The sequence below is a fragment of the Nocardioides sp. AX2bis genome (assembly GCF_902506435.1).
GTDB lineage: Bacteria > Actinomycetota > Actinomycetes > Propionibacteriales > Nocardioidaceae > Nocardioides.
This window is the reverse complement of sequence record NZ_LR733215.1, coordinates 3,614,336-3,630,157: the sequence shown is the minus strand read 5'-3', so window position 1 is coordinate 3,630,157 and position 15,822 is coordinate 3,614,336. Positions and strand designations below refer to the sequence as shown.

The 15,822-nt window shown below is 73.8% G+C and carries 12 protein-coding genes; 9 read left to right on the top strand and 3 right to left on the bottom strand.

All coding sequences use genetic code 11. The features are described from left to right. Positions 1-2: 2 nt before the first annotated feature. Positions 3-2,282: a DEAD/DEAH box helicase gene (locus GV155_RS17425; RefSeq protein WP_236554400.1), complete on the bottom strand. Its 2,280-nt coding sequence runs from the start codon at positions 2,280-2,282 to the stop codon at positions 3-5. Between the two features lie 197 nt (positions 2,283-2,479). Between GV155_RS17425 and GV155_RS17420 the strand changes: the two genes are divergently transcribed. From GV155_RS17420 to topA, 5 genes are all read left to right on the top strand, one after another. Further along, complete coding sequence (locus tag GV155_RS17420; RefSeq protein ID WP_160010007.1) at positions 2,480-2,818, top strand: STAS domain-containing protein; 339 nt, start codon at positions 2,480-2,482, stop codon at positions 2,816-2,818. 154 nt (positions 2,819-2,972) lie between these two features. After that, the gene (locus GV155_RS17415) at positions 2,973-5,345 is read left to right on the top strand and encodes a sodium-translocating pyrophosphatase (RefSeq protein ID WP_160010005.1); all 2,373 of its coding nucleotides are present in this window, start codon (positions 2,973-2,975) and stop codon (positions 5,343-5,345) included. Positions 5,346-5,430: 85 nt separating this feature from the next. Continuing rightward, entirely contained in the window at positions 5,431-6,237 is an 807-nt protein-coding gene (locus tag GV155_RS17410) for a metallophosphoesterase family protein (protein ID WP_236554399.1), read from the top strand. Positions 6,238-6,313: 76 nt separating this feature from the next. Beyond that, on the top strand, positions 6,314-7,816 hold the full coding sequence (locus GV155_RS17405; RefSeq protein ID WP_160010001.1) for a DUF7059 domain-containing protein: 1,503 nt from the start codon (positions 6,314-6,316) through the stop codon (positions 7,814-7,816). Between the two features lie 109 nt (positions 7,817-7,925). Continuing rightward, positions 7,926-10,685: a type I DNA topoisomerase gene (topA, locus tag GV155_RS17400; protein WP_160009999.1), complete on the top strand. Its 2,760-nt coding sequence runs from the start codon at positions 7,926-7,928 to the stop codon at positions 10,683-10,685. Positions 10,686-10,836: 151 nt separating this feature from the next. Here the strand turns inward: topA and GV155_RS17395 are convergent, their stop codons facing one another. Next, entirely contained in the window at positions 10,837-11,223 is a 387-nt protein-coding gene (locus GV155_RS17395) for a DUF805 domain-containing protein (protein WP_160009997.1), read from the bottom strand. A 134-nt stretch (positions 11,224-11,357) separates the two neighbouring features. Here GV155_RS17395 and tmk point away from each other — a divergent pair, with 134 nt between their 5' ends. From tmk to GV155_RS17380, 3 genes are read left to right on the top strand one after another with little or no spacing between them, the layout of a single operon-like run. Further along, entirely contained in the window at positions 11,358-12,050 is a 693-nt protein-coding gene (gene tmk / locus GV155_RS17390; protein ID WP_160009995.1) for a dTMP kinase, read from the top strand. After that, entirely contained in the window at positions 12,047-13,207 is a 1,161-nt protein-coding gene (locus tag GV155_RS17385) for a DNA polymerase III subunit delta' (protein ID WP_160009993.1), read from the top strand. Before tmk ends, GV155_RS17385 begins: the two co-directional genes overlap by 4 nt. Continuing rightward, entirely contained in the window at positions 13,204-14,829 is a 1,626-nt protein-coding gene (locus GV155_RS17380; protein WP_236554398.1) for an alpha/beta hydrolase, read from the top strand. The genes GV155_RS17385 and GV155_RS17380 overlap by 4 nt, the downstream gene beginning before the upstream one ends. A gap of 25 nt (positions 14,830-14,854) precedes the next feature. Here GV155_RS17380 and GV155_RS17375 read toward each other — a convergent pair whose 3' ends face one another. Further along, a complete protein-coding gene (locus GV155_RS17375) occupies positions 14,855-15,292 on the bottom strand; it encodes a hypothetical protein (RefSeq protein ID WP_160009991.1) in 438 nt (145 codons plus the stop codon). A 169-nt stretch (positions 15,293-15,461) separates the two neighbouring features. Here GV155_RS17375 and GV155_RS17370 point away from each other — a divergent pair, with 169 nt between their 5' ends. Continuing rightward, complete coding sequence (locus GV155_RS17370; RefSeq protein WP_236553877.1) at positions 15,462-15,746, top strand: pyrophosphorylase; 285 nt, start codon at positions 15,462-15,464, stop codon at positions 15,744-15,746. The last annotated feature ends 76 nt before the right edge of the window (positions 15,747-15,822 follow it).

Sequence of the window (15,822 nt, the reverse complement as noted above, 5' to 3'; positions counted from 1 at the left end):
TGTCAGTCGGTGGTCGCCCCGGCCAGCAGCACGTCGAGCAGCCGGACGGCGCCGTCCTTGTCGAGGGGGTTGTTCTGGTTGCCGCACTTGGGCGACTGCACGCAGGACGGGCAGCCCTCGAGGCACTCGCAGTCGGCGATCGCCGCGCGGGTCGCGGAGAGCCAGGCGCGGGCGGAGGCGTACCCCCGCTCGGCGAACCCGGCCCCGCCCGGGTGGCCGTCGTGGACGAAGACCGTCAGCAGCCCCGTGTCGGGGTGCCGCGCGGTGGACACGCCGCCGATGTCCCACCGGTCGCAGGTCGCGAAGAGCGGCAGCAGCCCGATCGAGCAGTGCTCGGCGGCGTGGGCCGCGCCCGGCAGGTCGACGGTCCCGAGCCCGGCCTCGGCGAGCACCTCGTCGGGGACGGTCCACCACACCGCCGCGGTGCGCAGCCGGCGCTCCGGGAGGTCCAGCGGCTCCTCGCCCAGGACCTCGCCGCCGGGGACCCGGCGGCGCAGGAAGGCGACGACCTGGTGGGCGACGTCGACCTCGCCCACCGACAGCCGGCAGGGCCCCCACCAGCGGTGCTCGCGCTCGGAGACGATCGTGATGTCGGTGAGCTCGCGTGCGGAGGTGGAGTAGTCGACCGGCGTGCGCGTCAGCGTGGCGACGTGCTCGTCCAGGTCGAGGTCGTCGACGTGCCAGGTCTCCCCGCGGTGCACGTAGACCGCGCCCGTGTGGACGTCGCCGTGCGCGCGGCCGCCGTCGACCGTGCCGACCACCCGGCCGGTGCCGGCCTCGACCAGGGAGACCGCGGCTCCACCGGCGGACCGGATGTCGACCAGGTCGCTGGGGCGGCGGCGGTCGGTCCAGAACCAGCCCCGCGGCCGGCGGCGCAGCAGCCCGGCGTCGACCAGCCGGGCCAGGACGTCGGCGGTCGCCGGCCCGAAGAGCGGGAGGTCCTCGGTGGTCAGCGGCAGCTCGGCGGCGGCCGCGCAGAGGTGCGGGCCGAGCACGTGGGGGTTGTCGGGGTCGAAGACCGACGCCTCGACCGGACGGCCCAGCAGCGCCTCGGGGTGGTGGACCAGGTAGGTGTCCAGGGGGTCGTCGCGCGCCACCAGCACGCCGAGCGACTCCTGCCCGCCGCGCCCGGCCCGCCCGAGCTGCTGCCACAGCGCGGCGCGGGTGCCGGGGAAGCCGGCCATCAGCACGGCGTCCAGACCGCTGACGTCGATGCCGAGCTCGAGGGCGTTGGTGGCCGCGAGCCCCCGCAGGTCGCCGCGGCGCAGCGCCTGCTCGATCTCGCGGCGCTCCTCGGGCAGGTAGCCCCCGCGGTAGGCCGCGACCGTCCGGGCCAGCGACGGGTCGACCTCGGCGAGCAGCCCCGCGGTGGTCATCGCGACGTGCTCGACCCCGCGCCGGGAGCGGACGAACGCCAGGGTCCGCACGTCGTCGAGCACGAGGTCGGTCAGCAGGTCGGCCACCTCGGAGGAGGCGGCCCGGCGTACGGGGGCGCCGTTCTCGCCACCGCCCGGGGACAGCGGCGGCTCCCACAGGGCCAGCGAGACCTCGCCGCGCGGGGAGGCGTCGTCGGTGACCGCCGTGACCGGGAGCCCGGTCAGCCGGCGCGCCGCCACCTCCGGCTCGGCCACCGTGGCCGAGGCCAGCACGAAGGTGGGGGAGGCGCCGTAGCGCGCGCAGATGCGGCGCAGCCGGCGGAGCACCTGGGCCACGTGGGCGCCGAAGACCCCGCGGTAGTGGTGGCACTCGTCGACCACGACGTACCTCAGGGCCCCGAGGAAGCGCGCCCACCGCTCGTGGCCGGGCAGCAGCGAGCGGTGCAGCATGTCGGGGTTGGTCAGGACGTACTCGCCGTGGTCGCGCGCCCAGTCGCGCTGCTCCTGGGGGCTGTCGCCGTCGTGGGTGGTCACCCGGACGCCGAGGCCGAGGGAGTCCAGGGCGGCGAGCTGGTCCTGGGCGAGGGCCTTGGTGGGCGCCAGGTAGAGCGCGGTGGCGCCGCGCTGCAGGCGGGGCCCGCGGGCGGCGAGCACGTCGGAGAGGGCCGGCAGCTGGTAGGCCAGCGACTTGCCCGAGGCCGTGCCGGTCGAGAGCACGACGTGGCCGCCCTGGTGGGCGGTCTCGGCCGCGGCCACCTGGTGCACCCAGGGTGTCACCACGCCACGCGCCGCGAAGGCCGCCACGACCTCGGGCGGGGCCCAGGCCGGCCACGGCGAGTGGCGCGCCGCCCGGGGGGCGAGGGTCTCCAGGTGGGTCAGCCGCTCCGCCCGACCCGGGAGCGCCACCAGCCGGTCCAGCGCCGCCCGACCACGCGGCGGGGCCGCGGCGGGGACGGGCGGCGCTGGACCGGCTGGTGGGGGCGGGGGCACGGACACCCCGCCAGTGTGACAAGGCGCGCCGACACCGCCCGGCAGCACGCCGTGGTTTCATAGGCTGCCGCACCGGTGGCACCGCACCGGCGGGATCGATCGAAGGAAGCACCGTGGACCTCAGCCTCGAGACGCGCGACGTCGGCGGCCGCACCGTCGTCGCGGTCGGTGGCGAGATCGACGTCTACACCGCGCCCAAGCTGCGCGACACCATCTCCGAGCTGGTCGCCTCCGGGCACTACCACCTCGTCGTCGACATGCAGGCCGTCGAGTTCCTCGACTCCACCGGCCTGGGCGTGCTGGTCGGCGGGCTGAAGAAGGTCCGCGCCCACGACGGGTCGCTGGAGCTGGTGTGCCACCAGGACCGGCTGCTGAAGATCTTCCGGATCACCGGTCTGGCGAAGGTGTTCGTCATCCACGACGACACCGAGCAGGCCCTCTCCGCAGGCTGAGCAACCTCTCGCGCACCCGCCGGCCGACCCGCCGGAGCGCCGCGCCGCAGGGCGCGCAGCCGATGACGCGCGCCCGGAAGCCTGCGTACACTCCTGGCTGACGTGACCCGGGTCACACGGCCGGGGCCCTCATGCCTGTTCAGCAGGAGGAAGCATGCTCACTGTCCACCCCGCCGTCGTGGAGGTCTCCGGCGGCAACCTGGTCTGGGTCCTGCTGGTCCTGCTGATCTCCTGCGGCGCGCTCGCCATGGCGTGGATGTTCCGCCAGGAGGTGCTGCGCGCCCCCGAGGGCACCGAGGGCATGCGGGCCATCGCCCAGGCGGTGCAGGAGGGCGCCAACGCCTACCTGCAGCGCCAGTTCCGCACCCTGGCGGTCTTCGCCGCCATCGCGTTCGTGCTGCTGCTCTTCCTGCCCGCCGACGACACCGTCGTCCGGATCTTCCGGTCGGTGTTCTTCCTGGTCGGCGCCGGGTTCTCCGCCGCCATCGGCTACCTCGGGATGTCTCTGGCGGTGCGGGCCAACCTGCGGGTGGCGGCCGCGGCGCAGGACCAGGGCCGGGACCCGGCGATGCACATCGGCTTCCGCACGGGTGCCTTCGTCGGCATGGGCACCGTCGGCCTCGGCCTGTTCGGCGCGTCGCTGGTCGTGCTGCTCTTCCAGGACTCGGCGCCCGACGTGCTCGAGGGCTTCGGCTTCGGTGCGGCGCTCCTGGCGATGTTCATGCGGGTGGGCGGCGGCATCTTCACCAAGGCCGCCGACGTCGGCGCCGACCTCGTCGGCAAGGTCGAGAACAACATCCCCGAGGACGACCCCCGCAACGCCGCGACCATCGCCGACAACGTGGGCGACAACGTCGGGGACTGCGCCGGGATGGCCGCGGACCTCTTTGAGTCCTACGCCGTCACGCTCGTCGCCGCGCTGATCCTCGGTTCGCAGGCCTTCGGCAACGCCGGCCTGGTCTACCCCCTGCTGATCCCCGGCATCGGCGCGCTCACCGCGGTCGCCGGGGTCTACCTCTGCAAGCCGCGACCCGGCGAGAACGGCCTGACCACGATCAACCGGGCCTTCTACCTCTCCGCGGGCATCGCCGCGATCGCCTCGGTGGCGCTGTCGTTCCTCTACCTGCCCACCACGTTCGCCGAGCTCGACGGCGCCGAGACCAGCCCCCTCGACCTGCTCGCGGGCTTCAACGCCCCCACCGGCAACCCGGCCCTGATCGCCTCGGTCGCGGTGCTGATCGGGATCGTGCTGGCCGCGGTGATCCTGGCCCTGACCGGCTACTTCACCGGCACCGACTTCAAGCCCGTCAAGGACGTCGGACGCACCTCCATCACCGGTCCGGCGACCGTGATCCTCTCCGGGCTGTCGGTCGGCTTCGAGTCCGCGGTCTACACGACCCTGGTGATCGGCGCCGCCGTCTACGGCGCCTTCCTGCTGGGCGGCGGGTCGCTGTCGATCGCGCTCTTCGCCGTGGCCCTGGCCGGCTGCGGACTGCTGACCACGGTCGGGGTGATCGTGGCCATGGACACCTTCGGCCCGGTCTCCGACAACGCCCAGGGCATCGCGGAGATGTCCGGCGACGTCAGCCCCGAGGGCGCGCAGATCCTCACCGAGCTCGACGCCGTCGGCAACACCACCAAGGCCATCACCAAGGGCATCGCGATCGCCACCGCGGTCCTGGCGGCCTCGGCGCTCTTCGGCTCCTACATCGGCACCGTGCTCGAGTCGCTCGCCGACATCGTCCCGGCCGAGGACGACGTGCTCACCTTCTTCGTGTTCAGCCCCGACGTCCTGGTCGGGATGCTGCTCGGTGTCTCGGTCGTCTTCCTCTTCTCCGGCCTGGCCATCAACGCCGTCGGGCGGGCCGCCGGTGCGGTCGTGATGGAGGTGCGCCGACAGTTCCGCGAGATCCCCGGGATCATGGAGGGCACCGGTCGCCCCGAGTACGGGCGCGTGGTCGACATCGTCACCCGCGACTCGCTGCGCGAGCTGGCCACGCCCGGGATCCTGGCCATCCTCGCTCCGATCGCGGTCGGCTTCGGCCTGGGCGTCGGACCGCTCGCGGGATTCCTGGCCGGGGCGATCGCCTCCGGCACCCTGATGGCGGTCTTCCTCGCCAACGCCGGCGGGGCCTGGGACAACGCCAAGAAGCTGGTCGAGGACGGCCACCACGGCGGCAAGGGCTCGCCCGCGCACGAGGCCACGATCATCGGCGACACCGTGGGCGACCCGTTCAAGGACACCGCCGGGCCCGCGATCAACCCGCTGCTCAAGGTGATGAACCTGGTCTCGCTGCTGATCGTGGGCGCGGTGGTCTCGCTGACCCTCGGCGAGGACGCCAACCGAGGTGCCTCGATCACGATCGGCGTGCTCGCCGCCGCCGGGATCGTGGTGGCCGTCGTGCTCTCCAAGCGCCGTTCGACGGTGATCGGCGACGACGACACGGGCCCCACCACCCCGCCGCCCCCGCCGCCGGCGGCCAGCTCGGGCGACCCGTCGCCCACCCAGCCGCTCAGCACCCCCTAGTCGTCGGCCGCGCCGCCGGCCGCGCCGCAGGCCGCGCCGGGCGCCGCCCCGGGGGCCGCGCCGGCGCGGTGGCATGCTCGGAGGTGTGAGCGGGCTGGAGCGGATCGCGGTCGTCTCCGACGTGCACGGCAACCTGGGCGCCTTCGAGGCCGTGCTGGCCGACGTCGCCTCCCGCGGGATCACCCGGGTGCTCAACCTCGGCGACCACGTCGGCAAGGGCCCGCGCGGCCGGGAGGTCGTCGACCTGGCCCGGGAGCGGTGCGAGGTCAACGTCCTGGGCAACTGGGACGACTTCCTGCCCGACCCCGGCCGGACCTACGACGACGAGGCGCTGGCCTGGTGGTCGGCGCAGCTCGGTCCGGGCCAGGGGGAGTGGCTGCGCTCGCTGCCCTTCTGCCACGACCTCCTGCTCAGCGGTCGCCGGGTACGCCTGATGCACGCCTCGGCCCACAGCGTCCACCGCCGGGTCCGCTACGACCACGACGCCGAGGAGTTCCTCGGCCAGTTCGCCGCGACCGACGCGACGCGGGCCGCCGTCGGGGACGCCCCGGCCCCCGACGTCGTCGTCTACGGCGACAGCCACGACCCGTTCTACGAGACCCAGTTCGGTCGGACCCTGGTCAACGCCGGCAGCGTCGGCAACTGCGTCTACGACCCCACCCCGGTCTACGTGGTGCTCGAGGGCGTCGTCGACGGCGAGGAGCCCGCGCCGTTCGGGACCTCCTTCGTCCGGGTCCCCTACGACGTCGAGGCCGAGCTGGCCCACGCCCGGACGGTCGGGATGCCGGCGTACGACGGGTGGGCCGACGAGCTGCGCCACGGCGTCTACCGCGGCGTGGCGCAGGCCTGGCGCGACGGCACCTGGTCCACCGACGACTACCACCACCGCTGACCCCGGTGCGGCCAGCCGGGTCGGGCACCCGGGTCGGGCACCCGGGTCGGGCACCCGGGTCGGGCAGGATGCACGGGTGACCGACCTGCCGCACCGCCTGCGCGAGGCCCTGCTCGACGCCGACTTCGACTACGCGACCGTCGCCGACCTGCTCGGCCCCCGCGCGCACGCCGCGCTCGGCCGCAACGAGACCACGCCGGGGCTGATGGCCACCCGGGGCGGGTCGCGGGCCGAGACGCTGGTGCGGCTGTTCCTCCTGCAGACCGCGGTGACCACCGACGCCGCGGAGGCCGCGCTGCCCGGCCTCGTCGACCGGCTCGCGGTCGAGGGCGTGCTCGAGCAGTCCGTCGGGGAGGTCGCCGCCCGGCTCGACGTGCGGCCGTACGCCTCCGAGGACGACGCGTTCTGGGTGGTCAGCGACCTCACCCCCGGCCTGGACGGCCTGGCCCAGCGGGTCGGCGCCGACCACGTGCTCGGGATCAGTGCCGCCTCCACGTCGTTGGCCCAGCTGACCCTGCGCGAGCAGGTCGGCTCGGCGCTCGACCTCGGCACCGGCTGCGGGGTCCAGGCCCTGCACCTGGCCCGGCACAGCCGCCGGGTCGTGGCCACCGACGTCAACCCCCGTGCGCTGTGGATCGCCCGCTTCAACGCCGCGCTCAACGACGTCGAGGACCGCGTCGAGGTGCGCGACGGGTCCTACTTCGAGCCGGTCGTCGGCGAGCGGTTCGACCTGGTGGCCACCAACCCTCCGTTCGTGATCTCCCCGGCCACCGGCGAGCGGTTGGTCTACCGCGACTCGGGGCTGCCCGGGGACCGCGTGGTGGAGGACATCGTGCGGGCCGCGCCCGGCCACCTCGCCCCTGACGGCTGGTGCCAGGTGCTGGCCGACTGGGTCGTCACCCGCGACCAGACGTGGGACGAGCGGCTCGCCGGCTGGCTCGACCCCGGCTGCGACGCCCTGGTCGTGCAGCGCGAGGTGCTCGACCCGGCCGCCTACGTCGAGCTGTGGCTCAAGGACGAGGGCGCCCACCCGGCCACCAGCGGCGGCGACCCGGCCTCGGCCGCGGCCTACCGCCGTCGCTACGACACGTGGCTCTCGTGGTTCGACGAGCAGGGCGTCGAGGGCGTCGGGTTCGGGTGGGTCAACCTGCACCGCCGGCCCGACGACGCCACGTCCGCCGGCGCCGGTACGGGCGGCGCCGTCCACACCCTGCTCGACTGGCCCTTCGACCTCGAGCAGCCGATCGCGCCCGCGATCGCCGCGTGGGGTCGCGCCGCGCGCCGCCCGGTCGGACCGGAGGACCACCTGGTGGCGCGGGCCGACGTACGCCAGGAGACGGCCGGCGCTCCGGGCGCCGAGGACCCCGAGGCGATCGTGCTCCGCCAGCAGCTCGGCTTCCGCCGCGCCCGGCAGGTCGACACCGTCGAGGCCGCCCTCGTCGGGGCCTGCGACGGCGACCTCAGCGTCGGTCAGGTCCTCGACGCGCTGGCGGTGCTCACCGACCGCGAGCCCGACGACCTGCGGGCCCGCTACCTGCCGGTCGTGGCCGACCTGGTGGCCGAGGGGTTCCTGACCTGAGGGCCACCCCGCGGAGGCGTGCGGAGGCCGGGGTGACCACCACGCGCTACCGTGACCGCCGGGTGCCGGTCTGCGGCGCCCCACCCCTCCGCGAAGGAATGACGCCCCCGTGTCCCACAAGCTGGTCATCGTCGAGTCGCCGGCCAAGGCCCGCAACATCGGCGGATTCCTCGGCGACGGCTACGTCGTCGAGTCCTCCATCGGTCACATCCGTGACCTGCCGATGTCGGCCGCGGACACCCCGGCCGAGATCAAGGACAAGCCCTGGGGGCGGCTGGCGATCGACGTGGACAACGAGTTCACGCCCTACTACGTGGTGCCGCGCGACAAGAAGCAGCACATCGCCAAGCTGAAGAAGCTGCTGAAGGACGCCGACGAGCTCTACCTCGCCACGGACGAGGACCGCGAGGGCGAGGCCATCGCGTGGCACCTGCTCGACGAGCTGAAGCCCAAGAAGGGCGTCCCGGTGCACCGGATGGTGTTCCACGAGATCACCAAGCCCGCGATCCAGGCCGCCGTGGCCAACCCGCGCACCATCAACGACGACCTCGTCGAGGCCCAGGAGACGCGGCGCATCCTCGACCGCCTCTACGGCTACGAGGTCAGCCCGGTGCTGTGGAAGAAGGTCATGTCCGGCCTCTCCGCGGGGCGCGTGCAGTCCGTGGCCACCCGCCTGGTCGTCGACCGCGAGCGCGAGCGGATCAAGTTCAAGGTCGCCTCGTACTGGGACCTCGAGGGCACCTTCGACGCCGGCAGCAAGCACGACCAGCGGATGTTCGGTGCCCGGGTGCACTCGGTCGACGGCGCCCGCGTGGCCCGTGGCTCCGACTTCGGCCCCGACGGGCTGCTGAAGTCCTCGGCCGAGGGCAAGGTCGTCCACCTCGACCGCACCCGCGCCGAGGCGCTGGTCTCCGGTCTGACCGACTCGACGTACGACGTCCGCTCGGTCGAGGCCAAGCCCTACCGCCGTTCCCCGTACGCGCCGTTCCGCACCACCACGCTGCAGCAGGAGGCCAGCCGCAAGCTCGGGATGGGCGCCTCGGTGACGATGTCGGTGGCGCAGCGGCTGTACGAGAACGGCCACATCACCTACATGCGGACCGACTCCACCACCCTGTCGAGCGCGGCGGTGGACGCCGCCCGTGCCCAGGTGCGCGAGCTCTACGGCGCCGAGTACGTCCCCGACGCCCCGCGCGTCTACGCCTCGAAGGTCAAGAACGCCCAGGAGGCGCACGAGGCGATCCGCCCCGCCGGCGAGACCTTCCGCACCCCCGCCCAGACCGGGCTGACCGGCGAGCAGTTCCGGCTCTACGAGCTGATCTGGATGCGCACCGTCGCCTCGCAGATGCGCGACGCGACCGGGCAGAGCGTGACGATCCGCCTCGGCGGCGCCGCCTCGACCGGCGAGGACGTCGTGTTCTCCGCCAGCGGCCGCGTCATCAGCTTCCACGGGTTCCTCAAGGCCTACGTCGAGGGCACCGACCACGGTGCGACCTCCGACGACCAGGAGAGCCGGCTGCCCGCGCTCGAGCAGGGCGACGCCGTCTCGGCGGCCTCGCTGAGCGCCGACGGGCACGAGACCAAGCCGCCGGCCCGCTACACCGAGGCCACCCTGGTCAAGGAGCTCGAGGAGCGCGAGATCGGCCGCCCCTCGACCTACGCCTCGATCATGAAGACGATCGTCGACCGCGGCTACGTCTACAAGAAGGGCACCGCGCTGGTCCCGGCCTGGCTGGCCTTCTCGGTCACCCGGCTGCTGGAGGAGCACTTCCCGCGCCAGGTCTCCTACGAGTTCACCGCCGCGATGGAGGACGTCCTCGACGACATCGCCGGCGGCCGCAAGGACCGCAGCACCGAGCTGTCGGAGTTCTACTACGGCGCGGGCGAGGTCACCGGCCTCAAGCGGCTGGTCGACGAGCTTGGCGACATCGACGCCCGCGAGCTGGCCACCTTCCCGATCGGCGGTCCCGAGTCGGGCATCAACCTGCGGGTCGGCCGCTACGGGCCGTACCTCGAGGGTCCCGACGACGAGGGCAACGCGCTGGCCAAGCGCGCCAACGTGCCCGACGACCTGCCGCCCGACGAGCTGACCCTCGAGAAGGCCGCCGAGCTGTTCGCCAGCCCGGCCGGCGAGGAGATCCCGCTCGGCGCGCACCCGGAGACCGGGCTCGCCGTGGTCGCCAAGAACGGCCGGTACGGCCCGTACGTCACCGAGCAGCTGCCGGAGGACGCGGCCAAGTCGGCCAAGCCGCGCACCGGGTCGCTGTTCAAGTCGATGTCGCTGGACACGATCACCCTCGACGAGGCGGTCACGCTGCTCTCGCTGCCTCGCGTGGTCGGCACCGACCCGGAGTCGGGCGATGAGATCACCGCCCAGAACGGCCGCTACGGGCCGTACCTGAAGAAGGGCACCGACTCGCGGTCGCTGACCTCGGAGGACCAGCTGCTGACGATCGGCCTCGACGAGGCGCTGACGATCTACGCCCAGCCCAAGCAGCGCGGCCGCGCCGCCGCGGCCCCGCCGCTCAAGGAGCTCGGACCGGACCCGGTCTCGGGGTTCCCGGTGGTGGTCAAGGCCGGTCGTTTCGGTGAGTACGTCACCGACGGCGAGTACAACGCCACCCTCCGCAAGGAGGACTCGGTGGAGAAGGTGACGATCGAGCGCGCCGCCGAGCTGCTCGCCGAGCGCCGCGCCAAGGGCCCGGCGAAGACGGCCAAGAAGGGCGCGAAGAAGGCGCCGGCCAAGAAGACCGCCACCAAGAAGACCGCCACCAAGAAGACGGCGGCGAAGAAGACGGCCGCCAAGAAGACCACCGCCAAGAAGACGGCGACGAAGAAGACGACGAAGGCTGCGGCCAAGAAGGCGTAGGCCGGCGGGCCGGGTGCAGAAGTCCCCGGTCGGCCGGGGACTTCCGAACATGTCGGCCTTTGCAAAGGCCGACATGTTCGAAACTTGCCCGTCAAGACGGCGCGGGAGACGCCCACCCAGTCCGGGGCGACCGCAGATCCGGTGGTGGGGCTCAGATCCCGGTGTAGGGCGAGGTGCCGGGCAGGCCGGCGCCCTTCGGGTTCGGGCCGTGCTGGTTGTCGGGCTTGGAGTCGCCGGCCCACCAGACGATGAGCAGGATGATCCCGATGATCGGGATGATCCCGAGCAGCTGGAGCCAGCCGCTGCGGCCGGTGTCGTGCAGGCGTCGGGCGCCCACGGCGAGCTGGGGCACGATGATCGCGAGGGCGAAGATCCCGGCGAGGATGCCCCCGGTGCCGAGGGCGCTGTCGACGATGTTGAGCACCACGCCCGCGATGAGGGTGGCGAGGTACCACCACCAGAACTCGGAGCGCCGGGCACGCCCGGAGAAGGTCGCGTAGTTGGACAGGACGTGGCGTACGGCGTCGGGCATGTTCATGCGGGAGCCTCCGTGGATTGGGGTCGGTCGGGCGTGACGCTAGTGGTCCCCGCCTCTCGGGGGCGCCCGCTGCCGCACCCGTCTGGACCGGTCGCCCCGGGCGGGCGTCGGCACCGCCCCGTAGGTTCTGGGGCGTGAGCACAGCGACCTGGCCCGGGCGGTGGACCGAGCGTGGCGTCTTCGTCTGCTTCGAGGGCGGCGAGGGGTCGGGCAAGTCGACGCAGTCGCGGCTTCTCACCGCCTGGCTGCGCGAGCAGGGGTACGCCGTCCGGCCGACCTTCGAGCCCGGCGACACCCCGGTCGGGGCCGAGCTGCGGCGGATCGTGCTGAGCCCTGAGACCGGGGTGCTCGCGGACCGGACCGAGGTGCTGCTCTACGCCGCGGACAAGGCCGAGCACGTCGAGACCGTGGTGCTGCCGGCGCTGGCGCGGGGCGAGGTGGTGGTGACCGACCGCTACGTCGACTCGACGCTGGCCTACCAGGGCGCCGGCCGGGCGCTCGAGGTCGGCGAGGTGGACGACGTCGCGCGCTGGGCCACCGAGGACCTGCGCCCGCACCTGACCGTGGTGCTCGACCTCGAGCCGGCGGCCGGCCTCGGGCGGTTCGAGGGCCGCGACCGGATCGAGGGCGAGTCGCTCGACTTCCACCAGCGCGTCCGCGCGGCCTTCGTCGCGATGGCCGCCGACGACCCGCGCCACTACCTCGTCCTCGACGCCCGGGCGCCGGTCGAGGAGATCGCCGCGCAGGTGCGGGCGGCCGTACGTCCGTGGCTGGCCGCCGCCGAGCGCGCGACCCCGGGCCCCGCCGACGAGGAGGCCCTCCGATGAGCGTCTGGGACGACCTCGTCGGCCAGCGCCGGGCCGTCGCGGTCCTGCAGGAGGCCGCGCAGAACGCCGCTGACGGCCGCGGGGTCGGCCACGCCTGGCTCTTCACCGGGCCACCCGGCTCCGGTCGCTCCAACGCCGCGACCGCGTTCGCCGCCGCCCTGCAGTGCGAGCGGGGCGGGTGCGGGGAGTGCCACGCCTGCCACACCGTGCTGGTCGGCAGCCACGCCGACGTGCAGGTCGTCCGTACCGCGAAGCTCTCCATCGGGATCGCCGAGGCCCGCGACCTCGTCCGCAAGGCCGCGCTGGCCCCCAACGGCCGCCGCTGGCAGATCATCGTCATCGAGGACGCCGACCGGCTGACCGAGGGGGCGTGCAACGCGCTGCTCAAGGCCATCGAGGAGCCCACCGACCGCACCGTGTGGATGCTCTGCGCCCCCACGGTCGAGGACGTCCTGACCACGATCCGGTCGCGCTGCCGGCTGGTCACCCTGACCACGCCCGCCACGCCCGAGGTCGCGGCGTTCCTCGAGCGCACCCTCGGGGTCTCGGACTCGCTGGCGCTGCACGCCGCCCGTGCCAGCCAGGGCCACATCGGCCGCGCCCGCGCCCTCGCCACCGACGAGGCCACCCGGACCCGGCGCCGCGAGGTCGTCGGGCTGCCGGCGGCGCTGGTCTCCCTCGGCGCCGCGATGCGGGCCGCCACCGGGCTGGCTGAGCGGGCCAAGGAGGAGGCGGAGGCGCTGACCTCGGCCCTCGACGCGCGGGAGAAGGCCGACCTCGACGCGGCGTACGGCGTCGTCGAGCGCGGCCGACGCCCCCGGGAGTACGCCCCCGCGCTGGCCGAGATGGACAAGGCGCAGAAGACCCGGGCCAAGCGCCGGGTGCTCGACGTGGTCGACCGGGGGCTGATGGACCTCGCGTCGGTCTACCGCGACGCGATCACGGTCGGGCTCGGGTCCCCGCAGGCGCTGGTCAACGAGGAGATCCGGGGCGAGGTCGAGGACCTCGCCCGGCACTCCACGCCCGAGGTCAACCTGCGTCGGATCGACGCGATCTTCACCGCCCGCGAGCAGATGATGGAGTTCAACGTGCCGGTCGCCCTGGCCCTGGAGTCGATGACGGTGGCCCTGCTGGTGCCCGAGGAGGTCCGGTCGTGAGCTTCGGGATGCGCCAGCAGCGCGCCGTCGTGGTGGTCGTGGCCGGCCTGCTGGCCCTCGCCCTGCTGCTCAGCGCCGGCCTGGCCGCCGGCCTGGTCGTGCTCGGCGACGACGACCAGGACGACGCGCCCGCCGACACCCCCACCCGGACCGCCGCGCCCCTCGACGCCGACGCGGGCGACGCCCGGACGCCCCCCGACGAGACTCTCGCGTCGTACTACGACCAGGAGCTCGCCTGGGAGACCTGCCCGGCGGGGGACTACGAGGACGACGCCGCCGAGTGCGCCACCCTCACCGTCCCGGTCGACTACGCCGAGGCCGACGGCGCCACGATCGACCTCGCGCTGCTGCGGCTGCCGGCCGAGGGTGAGGCCGTCGGCTCGCTCGTGGTCAACCCGGGCGGGCCCGGCGCGCGCGGCACGTCGTACGCCGCCGCCGCGGGCCGCATCCTCGGTGGCGACCTGCTGGCCAACCTCGACGTGGTCGGCTTCGACCCGCGCGGCGTCGGCCGCTCGGCCCCCGTCGACTGCCTGACCGACGCCGAGCTGGACGCCTTCACCGAGACCGACCCGTCGCCCGACGACGCGACCGAGGCCGCGGCCTACGCGAGCGCCCAGGAGGACTTCTTCGCCGGGTGCGCCGCGCGCACCGGGGAGGTGCTCGGCCACGTCTCGACCGTCGAGGCCGCCCGCGACATGGACGTGCTGCGCGCCGCGCTCGGCGACCCGCGCCTGGTCTACCTCGGCGCCTCCTACGGCACCGACCTCGGCGCGACCTACGCCGAGCTGTTCCCCGAGCGGGTGGGCCGGATGGTCCTCGACGCGGGGGTCGACCCCAGCCTCGGCGCCGTCGACGAGGCGATCGGCCAGGCCGGCGGGTTCGAGACCGCGCTGCGCTCCTACGTCGGCAACTGCACCGAGAACATCTCCGGCTGCTACCTCGGTGACGACCTCCAGGGCGGCCTCGACACGATCTCCGACCTGCTCGACCGGGTGCAGGAGGAGCCGCTGCCGACCAGCAACGACCGCGAGCTGAGCGGCGGCCTGGCCTTCTACGGCCTGGCCTTCTACGGCCTGGTGTTCCCGCTCTACAGCGAGGACCTCTGGCCGCTGCTCGACCAGGCCCTGCGCGCCGCGCTCGACGGCGACGGCACCGCGCTCGGGATGCTCGCCGACCTCTACCTCTCCCGCACCGACGGCAGCTACGCCGACAACAGCGCCGAGGCCATCTACGCCGTGCGCTGCCTCGACGACCCCACCACGGTCCCGGTCGAGGACGTCCCCGACCTCGTCCCCGCCTTCGAGGAGGCCTCGCCGACCTTCGGCGAGACCTTCGCCTGGGGGATGGTCGGCTGCCAGGGCGTCACCGAGGAGGCGGCCGAGCCGCGCCCCGAGATCGACGCCGCGGGCGCCGCGCCGATCATGGTCGTGGGCACCACCAGGGACCCCGCGACACCGTACGAGTGGTCGGTCGCGCTGGCCGAGCAGCTCGAGTCCGGCGTGCTGGTGACCCGGGACGGCGACGGTCACACCGGGTACGGCCAGGGCGACGCGTGCGTCGACGCCGCGGTGGAGGACTACCTGCTCGACGGCACCGCGCCGGAGGACGACCTCCGCTGCTGACCGGCGGGGTCCAGGCGCCGGGGGTTCAGGCGCTGCGATCCCGGCGCACCCCACGCACGTGCCGCACCGCGGTGCGCACGAGGAACGCGGCAGCACCCGTGGCGACCAGCGTCGGGAGCAGCGTCCACCACCAGGCCCGGCTCGGCGCGGTCACCGACGGGTCGCCGGCGTCGTAGTAGACGGTGACGGGGTCGCCCGGGTCCCGGTCGAGGCAGTTGGCCTTATAGACGGTGACGTCGACGCGGCGCTCGACGCCGTCGGGCCCCGTGAACGTGGCAGCGTTCACGCAGCCGGGCTCGCCCTGCCCGACGGCCTGCACCGCGGTGTCGGCCCGGATCCGGTCGAGCGTCCGTTCGGCGCCGAGGACGGCGACGACCCCGACCACGACCAGCGCGACGAGGACGACGGGCAGCGACGTGCTGGGCGGCGACGGGGCATCGGCCTGCTGGGGTCGGTTCCTCACGGGGCGAGTCTGCCAGCGCGGCTGATCGCGTGCCGCGTCTCGGTGACGAGACAACGCATGTCCAGCATCCTGGACGGAGCAAGGACTCAGGTCCCGATCTCTGGCATCGTCGCCGCGTCCGTACGACCAGCACCAGCCGGCCCAGGAGGTCGGCGAAAGGCAGGCACCCGTGTCCGACCGCGTCCTCTCCTCCGGAACCGCCAAGGCGGCCATCCAGCAGATGTCCTCGATCATCAACGGCGGCCTGGCCGACCAGATCAGCCAGCTCGACGCCAAGGGCAAGGAGCTCTCCGACCCCAACAACTGGGACGGCCCGCTGGCCGAGACGTTCCGGAACTCGACCTGGCCCGAGGCCAAGTCGGCGCTGGACAAGGCCAAGGTCGAGCTCGACGACCTGCGCCAGCAGCTCGACAAGATCAGCGCCAACATCATGTCCGCCGGCGGCGGCTCCTGACCCGGACCACCCGCTGACCGTCCGCCATCCCGCCGCCCGCGCGTACGCCGGGCGCTCGGGGTGGCGGGCGGTGAGC